Here is a 25,510-nt window from a genome sequence, read left to right as displayed (position 1 = left end):
CTTCCCTAGGCCCAATTAACATTAATGGGTCATACAACCCCACTGGGTACATTCACCAACATTGCCTGGAATGCATCCGGTTAAGCAACGTTCACCGAAACTTTTCCCGGCACATGGGTCGCAGAACTCGGAGTTTCCTCCGAAAATACTTTGCTGTTCAAATTTCTCTAAGACTTTTACATCTTTAAGACTCAATAATTTTTTCATAATAAATAATTTTAAGATTATATTGGCCTTGAACAATTAAAGACACTCAAGGTTTGTGTCTATCTTCAATGAAAAGATATTGTTCCCTTTGGTTGACCTTTCCGCTTAATGCGGAAAGGTCCTTCCATTGGTATTTATTCCGTGGATTCCAATTTGACAGCGGGGTCCGGGATAAAACTATATTCATCAATCAAATCGTCAATAAAGGAAATTAGATCTTCCTTGGGATATTCTTTTGGATATAGGCGGCCGTTGAGAAATAATCCCGGAGTAAAATTAATTCCTTCTTCTCGACACCATTTTATTTGCTCTTTCAAAACAAAATCGTAATAATTAGATAATGGTTTACCCCACTTTAGATGCCATTTATTTAAATCTTGGTTTGAGTCAAAAGCATCATGCAATGATGTAGCGAACGACTCCGAAGATGAACCCGTATCATAGGTTTCCAGTAATTTTTTGGCGACAACGGCAGGTATGCTATGGGTATCAGGGATATTAAAACGGATTATAACTTTTAAATTCTTTGAATGTCGACGCAAAATATTCTCTATTTCTAAATGCGCAGAGCTGCAATAATGACAGGCCGGGTTGGTAACAAGCAAAATTTCCAAAGAGGCATTTTTGTTGCCCAGCACAATTTCGTTTTTGGCAACTTCATTTATCTGGGACGTAATGGGGTTATTTTTTAATAATGCACTTTTGAAAAGGCTAAAATTTCTCTTAAACTTATAGTACGCAATTTTTACTTTTTTCAATGCTATCCATTCATGTAGAAAGTGTTTTATAAATAACCAAAGTACCGTAATGACCGTAATTGTTGTCATCACAACAAGAATGCTATAAGTATTTAGCAAATTCTCCTTGATTCCGCTTATATCGGAAAAAGCGAAAATAGCTTGCAACCATAGGACGGCGGTTATAGACAAGCACAGAGGGCACCATTTGTTAACTATCTTATATTGATAATAAATGGAGTAAATAGTAATTGGAATTACAAATATTGATGCAGCGAAGATTCCCCAACCGGTTATCGAAAAGATAGCATGGATTAGCCAGGCCGATAACAAACTCGCAAAAAATATTAGGCATAAATCACTGAGTTTTATATGTTTTGATAAAGAAGCACCTTTAGAAGTAAGAACACTTTCACAATCTGTAGACTTCGTAGCCGTACATATTTTATCGGCAAAGTTTGATTTAAAGCCTAATTCGTGTTTAACAATGGCCATGCTGACCAAAAATCCGATTATAGAGAAAATATAATGAAAGGACTCCAACACCGTTGGTTTGGTGTAAAAAAAGTAACCCAAAATAAAACCGAACAAAACCAATGTTCCGATTTTCAAAATTGATGTATTCCTCGATCGATTATTATGTGCGTCATTGTCTTTTTCAATAACAACCACATAGGGCTTCCAGATGTTCAAAAATTCTTCAAATCCCACCTTTTTTTTGGAACCGTTTTCAAAACTTAACTTTATACCGTTTTTTTGTTTTGTTGCTAGGAGATACTGTTTTTCATTTGAAGTAAGCGTTAAGAAACTTTTGGGCAGGTGGTCTAATGTATCAATGTTTCTAGGAACCTCAACGGCAATATTTTCAATATTAAAATGATTGAGGACCCCGGTAACGGAATGCAAACTTGGGTATGAAGGGTGACTTAAAAGTTGAAAATTTAATTCTTCAAAGTTAACTCTTATATCCTCGGAATAAAGAAATTTTCTGAGTAGATATGACAAGGAATCTTTCATTTGATCTAAATCTTGGGGTTATCAAAAATAAAGATATAACTTACACGTATAGTACTATAAATATAATAATTTAACAGGAATATACCTACTTTTTGTGATTTGATTTTTTGAAATCAAATACCTAAGCCAATCCATGAAATTGAAGAACAACTAGGAATACCATATTAGACCTTATCTTTTGATCATAGCATCACAGTTTCAAAGGCCAAACACCAATGTTTGGCCATTTTTGCTTTAAATACCAAGTAGGGAAAGCGAATTCGAAAAATGAAAGAACATATTTCAACCTTCTTCTACCAAAACTATTTTTTTTGGGTTTTAACGGATGGATATTTTAATATGGTAAAATTATTTATTAGATTTGTCTAAAAATTTATTTAGTACAACTGAAAATACATAATGACACCCATAAAAAAAATCTTTTTGTATTTGCTAATTTTTCCTTTTTTTGGCCTTTATGGGCAAAGTAAGTTACCGATGATTAAGGGAAAGATTACAACAGGGAACAAAGCGGTTCCTTTTGCGTCTGTATACTTAAAGAATGGGAGCAGGGGAACTACCACAAATACCGAAGGCTATTACGAGCTAAATGTTCCTTCGGGTCCGTTGGTAGTTAAGGTTAGCTCTCAAGGCTATAGAAGTACTTCCAAGGCAATAACAATCCCAGAGGATAAGAGCGTTACATTAAACTTTTCCCTCTTGGAAGATGCATTGGGCTTGGAGGAAGTGGTCATAAGTGCTACCAGAAATAGGGTAGCGCGGAAAAACGCTCCTGTTGTGGTTTCTACACTAAAGCCCAGGCTATTGACCGCCACTCAGTCCATATCCCTTGCAGACGGTTTAAACTATGCTCCCGGAGTTCGTGTGGAGACCAACTGCCAAAATTGTGGTTTTACCCAAGTACGTTTAAATGGTCTAGATGGGGGATACACCCAAGTATTACTCAATAGCAGGCCTATATTTACATCCTTGTTAGGAGTCTATGGCTTAGAGCAAATTCCCACCAATATCATAGAACGGGTAGAAGTAGTACGTAGTGGAGGTTCTGCACTTTATGGTTCAAATGCAATTGCAGGCACAGTTAATGTAATAACCAAAGACCCTGTATTGAACACTTGGGAAATAGGTACTAATTTGGCTTTGGTAGATGGCGAGGCGGCAGATCGGATATTGACTTTTAATACTTCGGTGGTCGCCGATGATTTAAAAAGTGGCATTACTCTTTTTGGAACCTACAGAAATAGGGAGTCTTACGATGCCAATGGTGACGGCTTTACCGAATTGGTAGAGCTAAGAAACAACACCATTGGGGCCAAGGCGTTTTTACGACCTACTGATCGTAGTAAAGTGTCCGTAAACTTAAATGCAATTAGAGAATACCGCCGTGGTGGAGACAGACTGGATTTATCCCCGCAATTTACAGATATTACCGAGGAATTGGATCATGACACTTTTTTGGGCGGTGCAGATTACGAACTTACCAGCAAAGACAATATGGGAAGATTTCAAATATATACTTCTGCCTCCTATACCAATAGAGACAGTTTTTATGGCGGATTGGGAGGGGGAAGAACACGTCAAGATAGTATTTTGGCAAACAACGCTTTTGGAACCACTAAAGATTTGGCCTGGGTCAACGGCCTGCAATATACCCATGCTTTTAAAAATAGTGATGTGCTTACCGTTGGTACAGAGTTCATTCATACGGAAACCGAAGACCAAATACCGGGGTACGATCGTCTAATAGACCAAAGTGTAAACTCTTTGGGGGGGTACGCGCAATATGAATGGAAACCAAACGAGAAATTTACGGCACTAATTGGAGCCAGACTAGACAATGTTTCGGTAGACGGCCAGTATTCCATTGGGGGTATTGAAAGAGCTGTGGATATAAGTCAGACCGCTTTTTCGCCCAGGTTGACGATTGCCTACCAATTAGCTGAGGATTTAAAATTTAGGGGTGGCTATGCCAGAGGTTTTCGTGCCCCGCAAGCTTTTAATGAAGATCTCCACATTTCAAGTGTGGGAGGTGAACCCCAGTTTGTAATTCTTTCAAATGACCTAAACACGGAATATTCCAATGCATATACCGGATCTTTAAATTATTCCAGAAATATCAACCTATTGCAGTTGGATTTTCTGTTGGAAGGATTTTACACCACATTGGAAAACCCTTTTACGCTAGTGAGCACGGGCGCCGTGTTGGATAATGGTTCAATTCTAGAGGAAGTTCGCAACGGTTCCGGGGCACGGGTCTATGGAACCAATTTTGAGTTTGGACTATCTCCTGATCCAAAATGGCAGTTTCAATTGGGGGGCACACTTCAGAAAGCCGAATACGAAGAGCCTCAGCTATTGTTTGAAACCGATGGTACACCGGGTGAATCTGATGTGGCCGTTGATGAATTTGTTAGAAACCCAAATTTTTATGGATATTTGAATGCCGCTTGGATACCCGGAGAGGTGTTCAATTTGGATGTTACAGGGACCTATACAGGTGGGATGACCGTTCCGCGCGTTATTAGCGATACCGGTTTTTTACAACTGAATGAAGTGGATTCGTTTTTTGACGTTAATGTAAAGTTGGAATCCCATATAGACTTTAACGAGAATTTTATGATAACCTTTTCCGCAGGTGTTAAAAACATATTTAATAGTTACCAAGATGACTTTGATATAGGTCCTACTAGAGACTCGGATTACATTTATGGCCCCAATGCCCCTAGAACCTTTTTCTTTGGTATCAAATTTGGAAAACTGCATTAGGAAAGTATAAAACAATTAATGCTCTTAGATGAAAGTAACTCATTCTAATATTAGTACAAAGCGTGTAAAGACGATGACAAGGGGCAACCATTTTCATGGTCCAACGACCCATGCCTTGCATGTTACGAAATACGTAGTAGTGCTTATTGTATTGTTCACTCTATCTGCAAAGCTATCGGCCCAAGATGCAACTGTTGCATGGTTAAACTTTGAACAGTTGCAAGACTCTTTAACCGCAAAACCAAAAAAGGTTTTTATAGACTTTTATGCAGAATGGTGTTCTTATTGTAAAAAAATGGATAGGACCTCCTTCAGAAAAAGTGAAATTGTTTCTAAGCTCAATTCAGAATACTACGCAGTTAAAATGGATATAGAAACTTCGGATACCATAGTTTTTGATGGTCAAAAATATCTGAATAAAGACTTTGGGAAAAAGCGCAATGCAATTCATGAAATCCCCTTGCTGTTAGCTTCTAGGGATGGAGTACCTTTCTCACTCCCTGCTATTGTAGTACTTAACGAATCTTTTCAGGTAACGCAAAGATATTTTGAATATATCCCTCCAAAAAAAATGCTCGAAATACTGAAGTGATATTTGGATTACCTTCCTTTTGTAAATTAAATAAGAACAAACAGTGTTCGCTAAAGAGCTAGTGTACGCCAAGTATATTTAACACCGTGGTATTAAAACCGAGTGTTTAAATTAGGATTTCACCCTCACAGCCAGGGAAATACTTACCACATTTTTTGTACCTTAGGACCTTGCCTCAACTTTTATTGAACATTGCGAAGGATGGGTATTATGTGCCAATACCTGTATTTCACATAATCATTCTGCTTATTTTTTATTAGATAAACCTAAGGAAAGTACTAAGTGGCTTTCCATAAATAAATACAAGTTTTGAACCTTATCAAAGAAAAAAAAATCTACCTCTATATAATTTGTATGACCCTAGTTGCATGTACCCCAGCAAATAAGAATACCAAAAAGTTAATAGTAAAAGAAATTGAATACGACGGACAGGCAAGTCTGGAAAAAGTCTCTAATTTGCTCGAAGATCTTACGGAGATACATGCCATAGATTTGATAAATTGGAAAGAATTTCCATATAAACCCGATGTCAAGTTCAGAATTGCCCATAATAATGATCAAATTTGGCTTAAATTCTATGTTACCGAAGACAACATTCTGGCACAACGTACCCAAACCAATAGTGCCACACATAGGGATAGCTGCGTAGAATTCTTTATAGATCCACAACAAAATGGCAATTACTACAATTTTGAATTTAACTGCATAGGCGTTACGCATTTAGCCTATGGGCCAAGTGGTAGGGAACGAAAATTTATAGACCCCGAGCTTATTCAACAGAAAATTAAGACGGTTTCCTCACTGGGAACTACGTCTTTTGAAGAAAAACGTGGAGGACATTCGTGGGATATGACCGTTGTGATACCTGCGGAGATTTTTGTCCACGAAAAGAATTTTCAAATAGGAGGTTTAACAACCAACGCCAATTTCTATAAATGCGGCGACGATACCGCGGAAAAACACTATCTAACCTGGAATCCCGTAGGTGGAGAAAGACCAAATTTTCACCAACCCTCTTTTTTCGGAAAATTGGTGTTTGAGTAAATTTTGCTGCGCATAGGCACAGCGATGTCGTTGGGGTGTGTTGGCACACGTTTCGTCGTAATTAGTTGCTTTATAGAACAAAGGATTTTACCTTAAACAAGCAGAAAATGCTGCAAATTTAAAACCAAAATTTGGTGTATCGGCAATGTTTGAAGGAGGTGAAAGAGGTTGGGTATGTCAAATAAATCTTTATATGTATACGAATGACCTTTACACTTCACGCTAGAAATTACTTTCTCTTATTCGGTATTATTTTGTTCTTTATACAATGCAAAAATGAACCCAAGGATGGAGGACTTTTCCTTCCAGATGATTTCTCATCCGTAGTGGTTGTCGATAGTATTGCGGAGACCGTTAGACACATGGCGGTTACCTCAGATAATATCTTGTATGCCAAACTTAGAAATGCCCATGAAAAGGCTTCCGTGGCTGCATTGCAAGATACGGATAACAATGGGAGTGCAGATGTAATCGAAAAGTTTGGAGGTCTTGCCAAAAAGGAGAAGTGGAGTTACGCTACCGCAATGCGGGTATACAATGGATATATCTACTTCAGTTCAGACTTGGTCGTCTATCGTTACAAATTAAAACCGGGAACATTAATTCCTGATGGTGAAATAGAGATAGTGTTGACCGATGATCATGAACATGGAAAACACGAACATATTGGAAAACCCATTGCCTTTGATAATGAAGGACATATGTATGTGCCTTTTGGCGCACCGTCCAATGCCTGTCAAGATCCCAAAAGAACACCTGGAGCTCCGGGAGTAGACCCTTGTCCGCAATTGGAACACCATGGTGGGGTATGGAGATTTGATGCCAACAAAACAGGACAGACCCAAAAAGATGGGTATAAGTACGCTACAGGAATTAGGAGTGTGGTGGCCATGAATTGGAATCCTGTGGATGACGAGCTTTACATAGTGATGCACGGAAGAGATGATCTATTGCGTTTATGGCCCGATAAATATTCTCCTTGGGACAGTGCGCTCTTACCCTCAGAAGAATTTATGCGTGTTACGGAAGGTTCGGACTTTGGTTGGCCATATTGCTATTATGATCAGATGAAGGGCAAAAAAGTACTCGCTCCGGAATATGGCGGTGATGGTGAAATTATAGGGCGATGCGCAGATTTCGATGATCCTGTTATTGGTTTTCCAGGTCACTGGGCACCTAACGACCTTGTTTTTTATGAAGGAGATCAGTTTCCAGAACGTTATAAACACGGTGCTTTTATTACCTTTCATGGCTCTACCAACCGCGCCCCGTATCCCCAATCCGGATATTTTGTTGGATTTGTACCTTTCAAAGATGGCAAACCAAGCGGAGAGGTAGAGGTCTTTGCAGATGGTTTCGCCGGTATAGACCCCATTGTAAGCGTTAAGGATGCGGTTTATAGGCCAATGGGGCTTGCTGTAGGGCCAGACGGCTCAATGTACCTATCCGATTCTGTAAAAGGCAAAATATGGAAGATTACCTATAACGGTGATAAAACCAATTTTGGTGAGGAGCAACTACTTGCCATGGAAGAACGAAAACAATTATCCCATATAAGGACGCCACATGAGACCAACGACAATCTTATGCGGGGAGAGTTCGAAGAAGGTGCTAAAAAATACTATACCTATTGTAGTGCATGTCATCAGCAAGATGGTGGTGGCGCATCGGGCAGGTTTCCACCACTTTATGGAACCGATTGGGTTACGGGGGATAAAGAAAGGTTGATAAAGGTCATTTTGGAAGGAATGGACGGAAGCCTAGAAGTAGGTGGCGAGGTATATAACGGGGTAATGCCACAACACAGCTTCTTAAGCGATGAGGATATAGCAGAAATTCTAACCTATATTAGAACAAATTTTGGCAATGAGGCCAGTTCGGTAGAAATAGAGGAAGTAGAAGCCGTAAGGAGTAATTTATCAGTAGAAAAACCATAGTGGTTGGGACTTCTATTGGCAGAACTACCCATTAAAATTCAAAAAACTAAAATTGATCGATCAAAAATAGATGATTATGAAAACACCATATGAAAAATATACTTTGCTGGTAACGCTCTTGGTACTATTTGTTTCGTCCACAACCGTTGCTCAGGACTATGATATCCTAATTAAGGGCGGACATGTTATCGATGCTAAAAATGGTATTGATAATGTAATGGATGTAGCCATCAAGGATGGCAAAATAATGAGCGTAGAACGCAACATTCGGGCAAATACGGCTACTACGGTTATAGATGCCAAAGGGCTATATGTATGTCCTGGACTAATAGATATGCACAGTCATAATTTTTATGGAACCGAAGATAACGCTTATTTAAGCAACGGCTACTACGCAGTGCCGCCAGACGGATTTAGTTTTGAAAGTGGGGTAACCACTTTGGTAGATGCAGGAGGTCCCGGTTGGCGTAATTTTGAACAATTTAAGAGTCAGGTCATAGACCGATCCAAAACGCGAGTATTGGCTTTTCTCAATATCGTAGGTTCGGGAATGAAGGGTGGCCCTATAGAGCAGAATATTGCAGATATGGACCCCAAGCTCGCCGCCATGGTAGCCAAACGCCATCCTGGTGTTGTAGTAGGGATAAAGCTGGCCCATTACAGCGGTTTCGATTGGACACCAACGGAACGAGCGGTGGAGGCAGGTAAATTGGGCGACATTCCCGTGATGATAGATTTTGGGGGGAGCGACCCAGAACTTTCCCTAGAAACCTTGTTTATGGAAAAATTACGCCCAGGCGATATTTTTACCCACGCCTATGCCCATGTAAAAGGACGTACCCCTGTCGTGGACGAAAATGGAAAAGTAGAGGATTTTGCCATTAATGCCCAAAAACGTGGAATAATTTTCGACGTTGGTCATGGTGGAGGAAGTTTTTTGTTCGAACAGACGATTCCGGCCATGGCACAAGGTTTTAAACCCAATACAATCAGTACAGACCTGCACACAGGGAGCATGAACGGAGGTATGAAGGATATCGTCAACGTAATGTCTAAGTTTTTAAACCTAGATATGCCTTTAAATGAAGTTGTTACCACCGTAACTTGGAGCCCGGCCCAAGTTATTAAGCGTACAGATTTGGGTCATTTATCGGTAGGTGCCATCGCCGATGTTACCCTCTTGAACCTTAGGGAGGGAAATTTTGGTTTTATAGACACCAAGAACAAACGAATGAATGGTACCAAAAAACTAGAGTGCGAAATAACGATAAAAGATGGTAACGTGGTTTATGACCTAAACGGTATTTCCAAACCTGCCTGGGATCAAGGGCAAAAATAAATAACGAAACGCATAAGAGAATGAAAAAAATGTACAAGGGTTTATTTATTGCCTCCTTAGTTTGCTTGCTGATAATAATAATACTATCAGGTACCGGAAATGGCATACAAACCGGACCATTTCTGGTTTTCTTTTTCCTTTTTTTAGCACTGGCAGCCCGTGGTCATAAAACTTTCAAAGGATTTTCCTTTACCATATTAATTTTTGCTGCCGTTACCGTATCTATGTTCTACCCAGCATATCTACGACAAATAGGTAGTTTTCAAATGAAATGGCTCATTGTTCCTTTGCTTCAGATTATTATGTTTGGTATGGGGACTGCCATGAGTCTAAAGGATTTTGTAGGGGTGGTAAAAATGCCGAAAGGCGTTTTGGTGGGTTTAATCTGTCAGTTTACCATTATGCCCATTTTGGGTTTTGCTATTGCCACCTTATTCTCTTTTCCTCCCGAAATTGCAGCTGGTGTGGTTTTAATAGGTTCTTCCCCAAGCGGGTTGGCATCCAATGTAATGTCTTACCTGGCAAAGGCCAACTTGGCATTATCCGTTACACTCACAGCCGTTTCTACTTTATTGGCACCTTTTATGACCCCTTTGCTCATGGAGCTTTTTGCAGGTCAGTTTGTACCGATCGACTTCTGGGGAATGATGCTTAGCATAATTAAAATAGTTATCTTACCTATAATTTTAGGACTGGCTTTCAACTATTTTTTTCATGGAAAGGCCAAATGGTTAGACAAGGCCATGCCTGTAGTTTCCATGGTAGGCATAGCCCTAATAATTATGGTGATTACTGCCGCCGGAAGAGATAGCCTGTTATCTATAGGCCTATTTCTTATTCTTGCAGCGATCATACACAATGCTGCTGGGTATTTCTTGGGATATTGGGGCTGCAGAATGTTTAAGATGGATGAACGGGATTGCCGCACTATTGCACTGGAAGTAGGGATGCAAAATGGAGGGCTGGCATCGGGAATAGCTCTGGAAATGGGGAAAGTGGCCACAGTAGGACTTGCACCGGCCGTATTTGGACCATGGATGAACATTTCGGGCTCATCGCTTGCAACTTACTGGCGTGATAAAGACCCATCAGAAAAAAACAAAAAACCACTGGAAGAAATAGAGTTAGATGCTGAGGATTAGCATTTTGAAATGTGAATGCCTAAATGTTAACGGACATATCCGAACTACTGAACAAATAAACACGAACAAATGAAATTGATAAGACCACTACTATTACTACTAATGATCTGCAACTTTGGTTTTGCCCAAACAACATCCAAGGAACATATTATCTTTCTAACACCACAATGGCAGGGCGAACGTTTTGACGATGGCCGACCCAAAGTGGCCGATGACGTTTTGGAACGTATGAAAACCGTTACCATAGAAGAGGCTTGGGGAGTATTGAGGAACGAAGGCTATCACAACCAATTTGAAGGAGGTTGGGAACCCTTGCACGATGATGTTGCCGTTGTAGGTAGGGCCCTAACGGTACAGTACATGCCCAATAGACCCGATGTTTCCGATCAGATTAAGAAAAAGGGAAAGGAAGAAGGGCAAATAGGCAATACCAATTCTTGGCCCATAGACATGCTTGTTGAGGGCGATGTATATGTTGCCGATGGCTTTGGTAAAATTGTGGATGGTACATTAATAGGCGATAATCTAGGAAATTCCATTTATGTCAAATCCAAGAATGGTGTAGTTTTTAACGCATCGAGCAGAGATATGGAGGGGCTTTCGGAAATTGAAGGTTTTAATGCTTTCGTACGTGGATGGCACCCATCGTTCCTAACAGAAGTAATGTTAGAAAGTATTAATTCGCCTATTCGTATGGGAGCGGCCACGGTACTTCCCGGAGATATCGTTTTAGGAAAAAAAGAGGGAGTTATGTTTATACCGGCCCATTTGGCAGAGAAAGTGGTTGTTACCTCAGAAGTGGTTCGCTTGCGCGATTTATTCGGAATAGGAAGATTGAAAGAAGGTAAATATACACCTGGACAAATCGATAATAAATGGACAGATGAAATAGAAAAGGACTTTTCACAATGGTTAAAGGACCATATTGATGAACTACCGGTTCCCAAAGAACAGATTCAAGAATTATTGAAAAACAGAATGTGGTAATCAAAATTACCAGATCCGGGCAAAGGATTTTTTCATAAAAGGTTACAACAATAGATATTAAATCAAAACATAGGTAAAATGGAAGCAAAAACAACAAGAAGGGCATCATTTAAAAAGATAGGAATGGGCCTAGCGGCTCTATTCGGAATAGGGTCGGTACAGGCAATGGACAAAACCTCTAAGGCAAAAAAGGAGGTTGTGGGGAAAATAGAGACAGATCAGGATATTCCACTTTTTTCCGGAGCTGTAAAACATGGTAATACACTTTACATTGCAGGAAAGGGCGCGCATGTAGAGCCTTTTGAGATAAAGGCCCATACCGAAATTGTATTACAAGAATTACAAAAGGAATTGGAAAAGAACGGTTCTTCCATGGACAAGGTACTCAAAGTAAATGTCTACTTGGCAGATCTTGCCGATTACAAGGGAATGAACGAAGTTTTTAGAGGGCGTTTTGGAAAAAACCCACCGGTAAGAACTACCGTTGCCACATACGGCGGAGTACCGGGGAAATCATTGGTAGAAATGGACTGCATAGCAGCTGTTGATTAAAGGACATAAAAAAAACAATCATGAGTAGTAGAAGAAAAGTATTAAAAACATTGTCTGCCCTACCTTTAGTGGGCGGTATGTTGGGCACGGGAATAGTATCTGCAAACGTTTTGGAACGTACGGTTGCACCACCTCTGGCCCGCGATTTTTTTAAGGAGTTGGGTGTACGGACATTTATAAACGCCGCAGGCACTTACACCTCTATGACGGGTTCTTTGATGCAAAAAGAAGTTGTTGAGGCCATTAAATACGGAGCAACGGAATATGTAAATTTAGACCAGCTCCATGATAAGGTAGGGGAAAGGATAGCCACTTTGTTGGATTGTGAGTATGCCACGGTTTCCTCCGGAGCCTTCGGTGCAATGACTATTGGTTTGGCCGGGGTTATTTGTGGTATGGATAATAAAAAAGTAGCACAGTTACCAGATACAACCGGACTTAAAAACGAAGTTATCGTTCAGAAAGCACATGATATAGGATATACCCATGCCTTAATCAATACCGGATCAAAGATAGTTCAGGTAGAAACTACCAAAGATCTCGAAAAAGCTATCAATAAAAATACGGCAATGCTTTGGTTTTTAAATGCCAATACAGACGATGGGCAGATAAAGCGCGAAGAATTTGTTGCCTTGGGAAAAAAACATAATATTCCTACCTTTATTGATTGTGCAGCGGATGTGCCACCTGTGGAAAATCTCTTTAAATTTACTAAAATGGGCTTCGATCTTGTAGCATTTTCTGGCGGTAAAGGCATTAGAGGACCACAGAGTGCAGGCTTGTTATTGGGCAAAAGAAAGTACATTGAGGCAGCACGCTTACATACACCGCCACGCGGTACTACTATTGCCAGGGGTATGAAAGTAAATAAAGAAGAGGTACTGGGTATGTTGGTGGCCTTAGAATTATATTTGGCCCGGGATCATAAGGAAGAATGGGCACTTTGGGAGAACCAAATTAAACTGATCAGTGATAGTGCTGCATCCGTTAAGGGCGTGGAGACGGTAATACATGTACCTCCCCATGCCAACCATGTGCCTAGTTTAAAAATTATGTGGGATGAAAATGTAGTAAAAATAACAAAGGACGAAATGCGGAAGCAACTACGAGATGGACATCCGTCCATAGAAACTGTTGGGAACGAGGAAATGGTAGGAATCACCACCTGGATGATGGCTCCTGGCCAAGAACGTATTGTTGCCAACAGGGTTAAGGAAATCCTGTCCAATGCTTAAGGATAAAAGTTAAATAGAAAGAATTCTTCAAATGAAAAATATAATAATAGCAACGCTGTTTTTAGCGCTTATTTCTTGCAAAACGGAAGTAAAAAATAATGCGGAAGTTGAAAAACAGGCTGTTGAGGTAGAAACCGCAGATCCTAATTACGATCCCGAAGCAAAAATTAAGGAGTTGGGAATTCAGTTAAACCCTCCTTCGGCTCCTGTGGCTAATTTCGTAAATGCTGTGCATACAGGAGATCTCATATTTCTGTCCGGTAAGGGGCCATTGAAATCAGATGGCGAATATATTAAAGGTAAGCTAGGAGCAGACCTTACTATTGAAGAAGGGTACGAGGCCGCAAGAACTACGGCCATAAACCAACTCTCTGTCTTGAAGCATGAATTGGGAAATCTTAATAAAGTAAAACGCATTGTAAAAGTTAAGGGGATGGTAAATGCTGCTCCCGATTTTACCGATCACCCAAAAGTTATCAATGGATATTCCGATCTAATGGTGGCCATATTTGGAGATCACGGGAAACATGCCCGGGCAGCGGTTGGTATGGGATCCCTTCCCAGCAATATTGCTGTGGAGATAGAGATGATCGTAGAAGTTTACGATTAATTCAAAAAAATGATAATATGCTAGTCGATGATGATCTCATCGGCAAAAATCCAGGATGGTAATCCTGCAGCATGATGCCAATATGGTGTTTCGGTATTTTGTGCAATTACCTTAATGTATCTGGCTTTTGTTGGCTTAAAGTTTATGTCAAAATATTGTATGTCGTTAACCTTACTTGTTTTGGTTAACGGAGAAGGATTTTCAACAACCCCCAGAGGCTGGTAGTTTTTTCCATCGGAAGAGCTTTGGTACGTTACCGAGGATGGAAAGAACACTACATGGTTGGTAACCTGCAAAAACGCGAGGGAAACAGTACTAAGAGTTTGTTCCTCCTCCAAATCAATGATCACCTCCATGCGGTTACCTTCATATCCCAACCAATTGGCATAGAAACTGCTTCCGCCCAAGGCCCCGTCCGTTAAGACCATGGGATCCTCATCGGCATACTTTTTGGGTTGGGTAACGGAAATTACTTTTTTCCCTTTCGCTTTATTGGGTTTTTGAGCAATTTCTAAGGCAGATAAATAGTTGGTGGCATACTCGTCAGCGGTAAAACCCATTTCGTTCATTAGTGTTATATTGTTATCGGAGGTGGTCTCCATAAAATTATCTAACAGAGCGGTAACCTTTGGGTTTATAACGTTATCCTGAACAGTAAGGCTGTATGTGGGGGAAATGTTCTTTCTACTGGCCTCTAAAACGGCATAATCAACCCCAAGACGAGCCATTTTTACACGACTCACTATCTTCGGGTCATAGGCCACAGCCTTTTCAGCGGCATCAAAAATCTGAGTATATTCCGCCAACGATTCCGGACTTAAATATGAAGAAAATGCCTCGGAAGGGTCTCCATATAGAAAAAGGAAAAAATCCTCGTTCTTTTTAAGTTCGGCATGTATTCTATCTATATATTTTTTTACATAAACCCCAGCTTCCTTGTAGTATCCGTCGGTAAACTCGCTGAGTAAAGCATCGAGGTTTAAATCTGGGTTCCATAATAATTTGGCCGTTATATAGGACCGCAATTCAAAAAGTTCACTTGGGTTGTTACTGTGTTGCTCAAAAACCCACTTAGCGTTGTTATCTTTAAACAATTGAATGTTGGGCTGTAATGTATGGATATTGGGAAAAGGAGCCAGAAAGTTTGTAAACTGTGTGGTATAATCCCAAATCCTGATATTGTCCGTTAACTTCCCCCAACCTTTAAGATCATCTGCGAAATCTGTACACTTAGCCTCTATAGGACTACTACGGTCGCACTCTATGGAACAAAGTGTTATAAGTACATTATCGGCAGGGCGTACCTTGGGTGGTTTTCTTGTATGCTGATAAGCTAAAGTAGAAATGGTTTTTTCCGGAAAATCTGCTGCTACTTTGTTTACAAAATGAACCATGGTCCCAGATGGCCCTCCTTCTTCCTTATCAATTTTACTACAATTCTCGCACTGACAGTATTGTTGGTTATCATCCTGACTTACCGAAACAACATCCGCATCCGGATATCTACTGAAAAGCGCCGATACAGAATCTTTTACAATTTCCAAAACCTTCTCGTTGGTAAGGCATAGCTGGGTAGGTAGTCTGTTTTCGCCACGCAAGGCATAATACTCCGGGTGGTCGCCGTAGAATTTTTCTTCAGGCATAAACCTATGAAAGGTATGTACTCTGGCTATGGGAACGTAATAAGGAAAGGCCTCGTAGGTGACTTTTTGCTGATCTGCAAATTCTTTGTTTTCATAATAGAGTCTAGAATGCACTGTTCTTGTATTTATTGCAGGGTCGTAAGTATAATCGATTGGTTTTAATGATATGGTTTTGGTATTGGGAGTTTTCGCTACTTCAGGGGTATACCATTTACAACCCAGGAAATTTTCCAAAAATTCGTACACGGCATTTTTTACGGCATTTTCGGATCCCCCGGTGATAAATAGGTCTTTCCCTTCGGTTTTAATATTTATTTGACGCGGCAATTGTTTCGGTGCATCTAACAAGCCCACAAAAATTTTGGACTTATCCTTATTTTGTGATGATCCATCAACAATTTCTATACTTACATCGCTTATTTTATGGATATAATACTGTAGTTTTTCCGCGGTCTTACGGGTATCTTCGGTAAAGTTGTCCAAAAGTACGATCTCATAATCCGAAGCTCCATTTTTAACGAGCTCAATAGCGTTGTTGGTACACGACCAGGTAAGAAACAAAACTAGGTTTATAAGCAGGGTAAAGACGCTTTTTTTCATGAGTGTGCTTTTTGTTTATTGTGGATGGTAATCAATCTTCATTGTCGTTAACGGTTAAAATAGTGGGCCCTTATTTTAGTTTAAATTGAAGAGAGCGGGCATTTATTAGATCATTATGCGAAATAAAGTAGCCTTGGTGTTGTTTTCCATCTATTAAAATCTCCTCAATAATTTTATGTCCTTCGGACGCATTGCTACTTATCTCTAGCGTGTTCCCATTGTAATAATCACTATCTAGATGTAATGTAATTTTATCAAATCTCGGTGATGTAATTGCATAGATAGGGTTCGCCGGACTAACCGGATAAATTCCCATCATGGAAAAGACCGCCCAAGCAGACATAGTTCCGGTATCATCATTACCCGGGAGTCCGTCCGGAGCGTTTTTGAAATGAGTATCCAACAAGTAAGAAACCAATTCTTGAGTACGGTATTCCTCACCATCTACATAATTAAAGAGGTAAGGGTACGCAATATCGGGCTCATTGGCCATATCAAATTGTTTCCTATCAAAAACGTCTTGGAGTTTTGCTGCATATGCGTCGTGTCCTCCCATAAGCTCAATTAAACCCTCGGTATCATGGGTAACCATAAAGGTATATTGCCAGGCGTTGCCTTCAATAAAACCTAAATTTTTTACAAAATTGGCACCAGATTCCGGATTATAGGGAGTTAACCAACTGCCATCGTCATTTTTAGGCCGAAGCAGATTAAATTCCGTGTCGAATAACTTTCGATAGGAGAGCGAGCGCTGAGTATATATTTTGTGGTCTTCCTGTTTTTCCAGGGCCTTGGCCAACTGGGCAATGGCAAAATCAGAAATATTATATTCTTGGGTAGTGGACACAGAACCGCTTTTGGTAGTTTTAGTGGTTATGTACCCTTTTTCCAAATAGTCTTTTATCCCTGGTCTTAACGGGTTGTTAACCTGCTTCTCGGCACTTTTGGTCATCGCTTCATAGGCTTTTTCTACGTCAAAATCTTGTATTCCCTTAAGATAGGTATCTGCTAGTATAATCCCTGCCGGATCGCCTACCATTGTGGTAGTTTCCGTTGCGTTTAGCTCCCATTTGGGCAACCATCCACTTTCATCATAGATCCGAAGCATACTATTGACCATATTGGACTGCTGTTTGGGATATACCAAGCTCATTAACTGGTGCAGGTTTCTATAGGTGTCCCACAACGAAAAACCGGTGTATCTGGTACCTTCGGTTTTAAGTGTTTCCCTAGTTTTCATTTTAGGATATGCCCCATTTACATCATTTAAGGTGTTAGGGTGTATCAATGTATGGTACAAGCCTGTGTAGAATATCGTTTTATCTTCTTCACTGCCGCCCTCCACCTCAATTTTGGATAGGTACCGATTCCAGTCCTCAATATTGGCTTTTAGAATTTCTTCGAATGTCCGTTGTGCGGTTTCTTTTTCCAAATTCTCCCTGGCATTGGCGATACTAACATAAGACACCCCTATTTTTAAGGTTACCTCTGTTGGAGCTTCAAAGGAGTAACGCATATATGCACCAATACTATCACCTACAACCTCTTTGGTGTACCCTTTCATTAATCGGGTCTTACCATTGTACCCCATCCATACCGCTTCGGGTCCTTTGTGGGTGTTGGGCGTTTTCCATATGCCGAATTCCTTTGCAGGCTTGGAAAATTTGGCAACAAAATATACGGGATAGGCTTCCTCTGGCTTATAATAACAGAAAGAACCCACGGAACGGACACCCTCAATTTCAGTGGGGGATACCACCTTTATAGATGCCCCTTGTTCATTGGTAAGCCCAAGCCCCATATTAATCAATATATTAGATTCGCCAGAAGGGAAACTGTACTTGCTGATTCCCACACGGGTAGTCGCTGTGGCTTCCACCTTAACATTGTATTTGCCAAGATGGGTAGCATAATAACCCACCTTGGAAATCTCATCGGAATAGGTTGTTCCATACTTTAAATGGTCTGTTTCCAATGCTCCAGTGGTTGGCATGGCCAAAATTACGCCCAATTCTGGGCAACCAACGCCACTTAAATTTACATGGCTAAAACCGGTTAAAAATGTATTCTCGTGCACATAGGGGGTAGATAACCAGCGACTATCCTTCTCCAAGGGCATGTTTTCTTCGCCTGCTACGTTAAATGGAGATACGTTGGCCATACCCCTAACCGCTATTGGGCCTGGATTGGTGGTTCCAAAATTGGAGGTGCCGATAAACGGGTTTACATATTGCGTAAAGTCAGGTAAACTAACATCCGGTAGTTCTTGCTTCTCCTTTTTTTCTTTTTCACCACAAGAGGCCAAAGAAACCACAGCCGCTATTATGAGGAAAAAATACGTGTACTTTACTTTCATGGGTTTATTTCTTGTCTTAAACTTAAGGAATAAGGTACATCGGTTATGCCCAAGGCCCAGCTTTTGTTTGGCATGCCGCTCATATCAAAATTAAGGATACCTCCTTTTTGTACGTCTTCAAATTTTAAATAGGATTTGGAATAACTTTCACCGTTTAGTTTCAATGAGTTAATGTAAAAATTGCTTTTAGAATTTTCCAGGGCGTTTATTTCAAAGTTGTTGCCATTCTCCAAATGAATAGTGGCTTTTTTAAATAAGGGGCTCCCTATGACATATTCGTTTACTCCCGGCGTTACGGGGTAAAAACCAAGAGCACTAAAAACATACCATGCCGAAGTTTGCCCATTATCTTCATCACCGCAGTATCCGTCGGGGGTTGCGGAATACAGTTTTGTGAGCACCTTCCTTATTTTTTCTTGTGTTTTGTATGATGCGTTAGCGTAGTTGTAGAGGTAGATCATGTGTTGAATAGGTTGGTTGCCATGAGCATAATTGCCCATGTTCATAATCTGCATTTCTCGAATCTCATGGATTGTAAATCCGTAGTACGAATTATCAAAATCCGGTGGCATATCAAAAACCGAATCCAGTTGATTTTCAAACTCTTGTTTTCCGCCCATTAGAGCTATCAGTCCATTTACATCATGAAAAACAGACCAAGTATAGTGTAAGCTGTTGCCTTCGGTAAAGGCATCTCCCCATTTCAAAGGATTAAAAGGAGATTGAAAGCTACCATCCTTATTTTTTCCCCGCATCCATTTGGTAGTAGGATCAAATAGGTTTTTGTAGTTCAATGAACGTTTGTAGAACTGGCTTGCTAATTTCTCATCTCCCAGCTTTTCCGCCATTTTGGCAATGGTAAAATCGGCATAGGCGTATTCCAATGTTCTTGCAGCGTTTTCGTGTATTCCAACGTCGTAGGGAACATAACCCAATTCATTGTAATAATCTATTCCTTCCCTCCCTACGGATTTTATGACGTTTCCATTAGACAAGGGTCGGTTTGCGGCCGTGGTGGCATTTTTCACCATCGCTTCCAATAAAATTTCGGTTCCTTTAAGATCTACTCCCTTCAAAAAAGCATCGGCTATTATAGGCGCAGAATTGGAACCTATCATGCAATCTCTATGTCCCGGGCTGGCCCATTCCGGTAACCAACCAGATTCTTTGTATGTATTTGCCAGACCCTCCATTATAGTACCGTTCAATTCTGGATATACCATATTGAAAAAGGGAAAGACCGCCCTAAATGTATCCCAAAAGCCGTTATCTGTGAACATATAACCAGGAAGGACTTTTCCGTTGTAAGGACTATAATGAACAATTTCGTCGGCATTATTAAATTCGTACATTTTTCTTGGAAACAAGAGTACGCGATACAAGCAAGAATAGAAAGTTCTAATATTGTCAATATTATTATCTTCCACCAGAATTTTTTCTAGTTCTGTTTCCCACGTTTGTTTCGCCTTATCAAATATTTCTTCAAATGAAGCCTTGCCAATCTCCCGGTCTAAATTTAGTTGTGCTTGCTCCGGACTTATAAAGGACGATGCTACTTTTACGTGGACTTCTTCGCCCTTTTTGGTCTTAAAACCAACAATGGCACCTACATGTTCTCCTTTATTATCCAATGTGTTTTCGGCCAAGGCCCATTTATCTCCCCAGGTATGAGTTATCTCAAAATCCTTATCGAATTCAGCAACAAAGTAGTTGTGAAAATTTTCGGGAACGCCACCACTGTTATTTCTGCAGTATCCAATAATTTTTCTTTCTTCAGGGATAATTTTCACCATGGAACCTTTAAAGAAAGCATCCAAAAGAATATAGGACTGATCTTCGGGGAAGGTAAACTTAAAATAGGCGGCCCGTTCTGTAGGGGTAACTTCCACAGAGGTATCGTAATCGGCCAAATAGGTTTTATAGTGATGCGGTTTTACCGTTTCGGACTTATGTGAAAACCAAGAGGCCCGTTCATCTTCCTGAAATTTTAGATCACCGGTGACGGCCATTAGAGAAAATGCGGCATAATCGTTTATCCATGGGCTAGGCTGATGGGTTTGTTTTATACCTCTAATTTTGTTCTCATCATACTTGTAGGTCCAACCATCTCCCATTTTGGAGGTCATAGGCGTCCAAAAATTCATTCCCCAAGGTAATGCAATGGCGGGGTAGGTATTTCCATTGGACAGGTCGAAGGAAGAGTCTGTGCCCATCAACGGGTTAACATAATCTACTAAAGCTGTTTTGGGCTCATTCGTTTGCTCTTCCTTTTTAGACTCGGACGAAGTGCAGCTAAGCACTGAACAAAGTAGTACAAGGCTAAGGAGAATCTTATTATTTATTTTCATGGCTTTCAAATTTACCGTCGTTATGTATAGTTAATGTCTTCTTTGAGAATGGACTTTTTGCCCAAAGCACATACCCAAAGGTGCAGTTCTCCAAAATAGGTACCACCGTTTTACCCAATATTTCCTTAGGTTTTACATAAACTTCCGTGTTAATGGGTTGCCATTTGGAAGTTTTGGAATCCTTTGCTCTAATGTTCCTGTAAATCTCATACAGATACCATTTGATATGTTCGTCTTTTGGAATCTCGAATACTGATTTATCCCCAACAGTGTCCCCAGAAAAATATACGTAGCCCCAATGTTCTGGTTCGTGCATATTGATAACACCTTGCGGAGACCACACCCAGTTGTATTCAGGTAAGAATTCCCCAGTTTTGGCGTTCTTTTTTCTAGAATATGTACCATTTGTTAGATTGAAATCCCAATTGACCCTGGAGAAGTTCATTCTCCAGAATTTATTTTCTGGAATTTTGGTCTTTCCTCCGGGAGCTGTAGTGAAGGACCAGGGAATTGCAACTTCCAAGGACCAACCTTCGTCTGTATCCGACGGGTCGTTCAATGTTCCTTGTATATCTACGGCAGACCGCAATCCTTTAAAGTCCCAATCGCCCAATATAGTGCCATTATTTCGGTAGGGTTTGGATAGAAACAGATCCCAAACTGTATTTAGGGCGTTCATTTCGTATTCGTAATAATTATGAGTATCTCCTTGGGGGTCTATAAAAATTTCAAAATCGTTGTTGTAAAAAATAACAGTGTCGCGTTGTTTTAGTGTTGCCCATACATGAGGTTCTTTAAGTTCGGCAAAAAAGTATAGGTAACCGGTATCCCAGATCATCTTTAATTTTGTATGGTATTTAGGTTGAAGCTCGCCCTCAATATCTATAAAAAGATCGGTCCATTTCGCTTTTTGCCATGAAATTTCGTTCGGTTTTCCGTCAATGATGATGGTATCTATCGTTTTCTGGGCTATGTATGTTTTTGGAGTGTCCTGTGCGTACAGAAAAATACAGCCCAAGTATAAAATTACGAGTATAAAGGCCGTTATTTTTTTATTTTTTAAAGGAGCACTTTCCATAGCGTCATTTTATAATGCTGTTTTCTTTGGTGTAGGAAACTATTTCTGAAAGCTTTCCGAATGCCATACCTACCACTGTATCTGCAGCCCCGTAATAAATGGCTACTTTATCCTCCTCAATGGAGTGTAGGGCGGCACATGGAAAAATAACATTGGGGACATCGCCCACACACTCGTAGTTTGTTTGAGGCCCCAGCAAGTACGGTTGTGTTCTGTACAATAATGTATGGGGGTTGTCCTTATCCAAAATGGCCGCACCCATGGCATATCTAAACCCGTTACAGGTGTTTATAACACCGTGGTAGAACATTAACCAACCTTCATCTACCAATATTGGAATGGGCCCGGCGCCAATTTTGGCACATTGCCACGCGCTATCCTCAAATGCCGTAGTCTTCATTACACATCTGTGCTCACCCCAATATTTCATATCCGGGCTATAGCTTATGTATATATCTCCAAACGGTGTATGGCCATTATCACTGGGCCTGCTCAACATAGCAAATTTACCGTTGATTTTTTGCGGAAATAGTACGCCATTTCGGTTAAAAGGCAAAAAAGCGTTTTCGCACTGAAAAAATTCCTTAAAATCGAAGGTATACCCAATGCCTATGGTTGGTCCATGATAACCATTGCACCATGTAATCCAATATCTGTCCTCTATAAAGGTTACCCTAGGATCATATTTGTAGTCGGAATCGATCATGGAGGTATTTCCTTCCTTAAACGTAATTGGGTTATGATTTATATCCCAGGTAATACCATCTTTACTGAAACCTGCAAAAATGTTCATTTGCACGGCTTTATTATCGCATCTAAAGACACCGGCATATCTACCCTCAAACGGTACTACCGCACTGTTAAAAATGCTATTGGTATTGGGTATTGCATCTCTGTCTATAATAGGATTTTCTGAATATCTCCATACTACGTCCGTTGTGCCTACAGGTTTTTCTTGCCAAGGAATTTTACTCACTTTATTAATATTTTATATTGTTGATTACTGCGTTGTTAGTCTTAATCCGGAATTTTTCGAACCCTGTCCAACCATGTATATTTTAGAATTACCGAAGTAAAGATAAATACGGCCAAGGTAACCATCAACTTGGGATAATCCCGGATCATTAGATAGATGGGCAATAAGATCATGCTGGATTGCCAAACAATGCCCACGGCACAGTTCATCATATCCAACCAAAAGTCATTATTCTTTCTAAAGGTCGGATCTTTTGTTTTCAATTGCTTGAAAACGGGGTTCCAAAAACCCCAGGGTTTTACATCGGAATAGAAAGATTTTAATACCTCCATGTTGGTAGGTCTTGTAAAATAGGTGCCTAAAAAAGAGCCTAGCAAGGAAAATCCAAAGATGAGAGGAAATAAATAAATGGCATGTACATGGGACAATTCGTAAAATAGTGAATCCTCCAAAAAGCCATCCTTGTTTTGGTCTAAAACAAATTGTAATGTAGCCACGGCCAAACCGGCCACCATGCCCCAAAAATAGCCCCAGCCGTTAAACCGCCACCATATCCATTTAAGAAAATTGGCCGCTACATAACCGCCGAAAAGGGCACTTGTGATCCATAGTGTCAATGAGTTAATGGAATCTGCGAAAAACCCCATAAATACTCCGAGGGCAACTACCAAAAAGGAAGCTATGTGGCTCACTTTTATATAGTGCTTACTAGTTGCTTTGGGTTTGAAATATTTTTTATAAATATCATTTACGATATATGCCGGACCGGCATTTACAAAGGCTGAAAAGGTAGACATAAAAGCGGCCAGAAGACCAGCTAAAATCAATCCCTTAATACCGACCGGAATATGGTTATTAATGACCTTTGGTAAGATAACTTCCAAATCGCGCCCAGTTAATCCGGGGATGCTTGCTATATCGGGGGCCAGAAAAACCAAAGCCAGCACTACAATACCAGCGATGAACAGGTATCTGGGAATAAAAAGTACTAAGTTGGTAAAACCACTCATATAAGCCGCTTCCTTTACCGATTTGGTCGATAGAATCCGTTGTAGATCATAGCTGGGAACAGGCCCGGCAATACTGGCAAAAAAGCCTTTGAACAATGTCATCCCTATGAGCGCCCCGAACATTTTATAGCCTTCGGAGTCAATAAGATCATTGAATGCGTTAAATTTTTCTCCCCAATGAGATTCTAACTCACTTCCGAAGAAGACGCTCTTCCATTCTGCAGATATTACCGTACTTAATTCAACATCGGTAATAGTGAAAAATGCGTAGCCAGCAATTAAGATTCCGGCCACCACCATAATACCATATTGCAATACCTCGGTAGCAACCACAGAGAACATACCTCCTTTAATGGTATAAATTGTGGTAAAAAAGATGATAATAAGCGCGTAGGACTGTTCTGAGGTAAGTATAAGTAGGTCTCCAAACTCTAGAGGAATGTTCCAGGGGAGAATTACCGTCATAAACTTACCGATACCTTCAAAAAAGTAGGCAATAAAGCCTACGGAGGAGACTACGGCAAAAATGGCCACAATAATATGTGAAGCCCTACCATCTTTTCCATTTCCGAAACGGGTCAATATCCATTCGGAGCCTGTCATTATGTTAGATCTACGTATCCAAACTGCCAAAAACATCATGATGAAAATCTGATTCCAAACTGGCCATAACCACATGAACATAAAGCTTTTGGCTCCGTACAGAAAAAGTAATCCCACCATCCAAGCGGTTCCTGAAACATCGAACATACCCGATCCGTTGCTTAGGCCCAGATAGTACCATTTAATGTTATTGCCGCCCAAAAAGTAAGATTTTAAGCCTTTAGCGGCTTTTTTGGAAACCCATATGCCCACCACAAAGGTTATGAGCATGTATAGTATGATTATAGAGAGATCTATTAGATTCATAATGTAACCAACTTGTTATGGTTGTTTGGTTCTGATTATCTTGGAATTATCGGCTTTGAATTTACCTAAACAAGCAATAACCAATAACTACAGTTATCCTTAAATGTTAATATTTTTGGTATCAAGGAGAATAAAATTAGACCAACAACAATGGAGTAGGGCTAAACGTCAAAAAAAAAGGCAGGGGTCATTCTAGAAATTAAGTATCCAAGGGATGGTGTTGATGTTTTTTTTATAAAAGGTGGTGTTGGTTTAGTTCAACTTTTATATTTTTGCTCTCCGAATTCGGGATGTGGCGCAGTCCGGTTAGCGTATTCCGCCAAAGGCGGAATGGTCGCGGTGAAGCATGGATTATGTGGTTTACGTATTGTTTAGTGAAAAGTTGAGTCGCTATTACTGTGGGCAGACCTCCAATCTCGAAAAAA

At 40.3% G+C, this 25,510-nt stretch carries 18 protein-coding genes; 10 read left to right on the top strand and 8 right to left on the bottom strand.

Annotated elements, in window-relative coordinates:
- Window positions 1-21: 21 nt before the first annotated feature.
- Together ACEQ81_RS18230 and ACEQ81_RS18225 are read right to left on the bottom strand one after the other, a co-directional pair.
- A complete protein-coding gene (locus ACEQ81_RS18230) occupies window positions 22-207 on the bottom strand; it encodes a hypothetical protein (protein WP_411032361.1) in 186 nt (61 codons plus the stop codon).
- A 134-nt stretch (window positions 208-341) separates the two neighbouring features.
- On the bottom strand, window positions 342-1,961 hold the full coding sequence (locus tag ACEQ81_RS18225) for a vitamin K epoxide reductase family protein (protein WP_411032360.1): 1,620 nt from the start codon (window positions 1,959-1,961) through the stop codon (window positions 342-344).
- 477 nt (window positions 1,962-2,438) lie between these two features.
- On the opposite strand from ACEQ81_RS18225, the gene ACEQ81_RS18220 reads away from it, so the two are divergent.
- The 10 genes from ACEQ81_RS18220 (at window position 2,439) to ACEQ81_RS18175 (ending at window position 14,165) form a co-directional block, all read left to right on the top strand.
- Window positions 2,439-4,727: a TonB-dependent receptor gene (locus ACEQ81_RS18220; RefSeq protein WP_411032359.1), complete on the top strand. Its 2,289-nt coding sequence runs from the start codon at window positions 2,439-2,441 to the stop codon at window positions 4,725-4,727.
- Between the two features lie 28 nt (window positions 4,728-4,755).
- Complete coding sequence (locus ACEQ81_RS18215; RefSeq protein ID WP_411032358.1) at window positions 4,756-5,319, top strand: thioredoxin family protein; 564 nt, start codon at window positions 4,756-4,758, stop codon at window positions 5,317-5,319.
- A gap of 354 nt (window positions 5,320-5,673) precedes the next feature.
- The gene (locus ACEQ81_RS18210; RefSeq protein WP_411032357.1) at window positions 5,674-6,363 is read left to right on the top strand and encodes a carbohydrate-binding family 9-like protein; all 690 of its coding nucleotides are present in this window, start codon (window positions 5,674-5,676) and stop codon (window positions 6,361-6,363) included.
- Between the two features lie 203 nt (window positions 6,364-6,566).
- Window positions 6,567-8,300, top strand: a complete 1,734-nt coding sequence (locus ACEQ81_RS18205; protein WP_411032356.1) for a PQQ-dependent sugar dehydrogenase — start codon at window positions 6,567-6,569, stop codon at window positions 8,298-8,300.
- Window positions 8,301-8,376: 76 nt separating this feature from the next.
- Window positions 8,377-9,639: an amidohydrolase/deacetylase family metallohydrolase gene (locus ACEQ81_RS18200; RefSeq protein WP_411032355.1), complete on the top strand. Its 1,263-nt coding sequence runs from the start codon at window positions 8,377-8,379 to the stop codon at window positions 9,637-9,639.
- 20 nt (window positions 9,640-9,659) lie between these two features.
- Complete coding sequence (locus tag ACEQ81_RS18195) at window positions 9,660-10,781, top strand: bile acid:sodium symporter family protein (protein ID WP_411032354.1); 1,122 nt, start codon at window positions 9,660-9,662, stop codon at window positions 10,779-10,781.
- A gap of 69 nt (window positions 10,782-10,850) precedes the next feature.
- Window positions 10,851-11,768, top strand: coding sequence for an RraA family protein (locus ACEQ81_RS18190; protein WP_411032353.1), 918 nt, complete (start codon window positions 10,851-10,853; stop codon window positions 11,766-11,768).
- Window positions 11,769-11,846: 78 nt separating this feature from the next.
- Window positions 11,847-12,320 (top strand): RidA family protein, encoded by a 474-nt coding sequence (locus ACEQ81_RS18185; protein WP_411032352.1) that lies wholly within the window; start codon window positions 11,847-11,849, stop codon window positions 12,318-12,320.
- 20 nt (window positions 12,321-12,340) lie between these two features.
- Window positions 12,341-13,555: an aminotransferase class V-fold PLP-dependent enzyme gene (locus tag ACEQ81_RS18180; protein ID WP_411032351.1), complete on the top strand. Its 1,215-nt coding sequence runs from the start codon at window positions 12,341-12,343 to the stop codon at window positions 13,553-13,555.
- Between the two features lie 31 nt (window positions 13,556-13,586).
- The gene (locus ACEQ81_RS18175) at window positions 13,587-14,165 is read left to right on the top strand and encodes a RidA family protein (RefSeq protein ID WP_411032350.1); all 579 of its coding nucleotides are present in this window, start codon (window positions 13,587-13,589) and stop codon (window positions 14,163-14,165) included.
- 20 nt (window positions 14,166-14,185) lie between these two features.
- On the opposite strand, the gene ACEQ81_RS18170 is transcribed toward ACEQ81_RS18175, so the two are convergent.
- The 6 genes from ACEQ81_RS18170 to ACEQ81_RS18145 all read right to left on the bottom strand — a co-directional run bounded on the left by ACEQ81_RS18170 (window position 14,186) and on the right by ACEQ81_RS18145 (window position 25,085).
- The gene (locus ACEQ81_RS18170) at window positions 14,186-16,408 is read right to left on the bottom strand and encodes a DUF4838 domain-containing protein (protein WP_411032349.1); all 2,223 of its coding nucleotides are present in this window, start codon (window positions 16,406-16,408) and stop codon (window positions 14,186-14,188) included.
- 70 nt (window positions 16,409-16,478) lie between these two features.
- On the bottom strand, window positions 16,479-18,764 hold the full coding sequence (locus ACEQ81_RS18165) for a GH92 family glycosyl hydrolase (RefSeq protein WP_411032348.1): 2,286 nt from the start codon (window positions 18,762-18,764) through the stop codon (window positions 16,479-16,481).
- Window positions 18,761-21,112: a GH92 family glycosyl hydrolase gene (locus ACEQ81_RS18160; RefSeq protein ID WP_411032347.1), complete on the bottom strand. Its 2,352-nt coding sequence runs from the start codon at window positions 21,110-21,112 to the stop codon at window positions 18,761-18,763. The genes ACEQ81_RS18165 and ACEQ81_RS18160 overlap by 4 nt, the downstream gene beginning before the upstream one ends.
- The gene (locus ACEQ81_RS18155; protein WP_411032346.1) at window positions 21,099-22,190 is read right to left on the bottom strand and encodes a carbohydrate-binding family 9-like protein; all 1,092 of its coding nucleotides are present in this window, start codon (window positions 22,188-22,190) and stop codon (window positions 21,099-21,101) included. The genes ACEQ81_RS18160 and ACEQ81_RS18155 overlap by 14 nt, the downstream gene beginning before the upstream one ends.
- Before the next feature lie 4 nt (window positions 22,191-22,194).
- Window positions 22,195-23,166: a glycosidase gene (locus tag ACEQ81_RS18150; protein WP_411032345.1), complete on the bottom strand. Its 972-nt coding sequence runs from the start codon at window positions 23,164-23,166 to the stop codon at window positions 22,195-22,197.
- Between the two features lie 41 nt (window positions 23,167-23,207).
- Window positions 23,208-25,085, bottom strand: a complete 1,878-nt coding sequence (locus ACEQ81_RS18145) for a sodium:solute symporter family protein (RefSeq protein ID WP_411032344.1) — start codon at window positions 25,083-25,085, stop codon at window positions 23,208-23,210.
- Between the last annotated feature and the right edge of the window lie 425 nt (window positions 25,086-25,510).

It is taken from the genome of Spongiimicrobium sp. 3-5 (assembly GCF_046557915.1).
Lineage (GTDB): Bacteria > Bacteroidota > Bacteroidia > Flavobacteriales > Flavobacteriaceae > JBHEBG01.
Note: the sequence above shows the minus strand (reverse complement) of the source record. Positions and strands in the feature narration are given on the sequence as shown.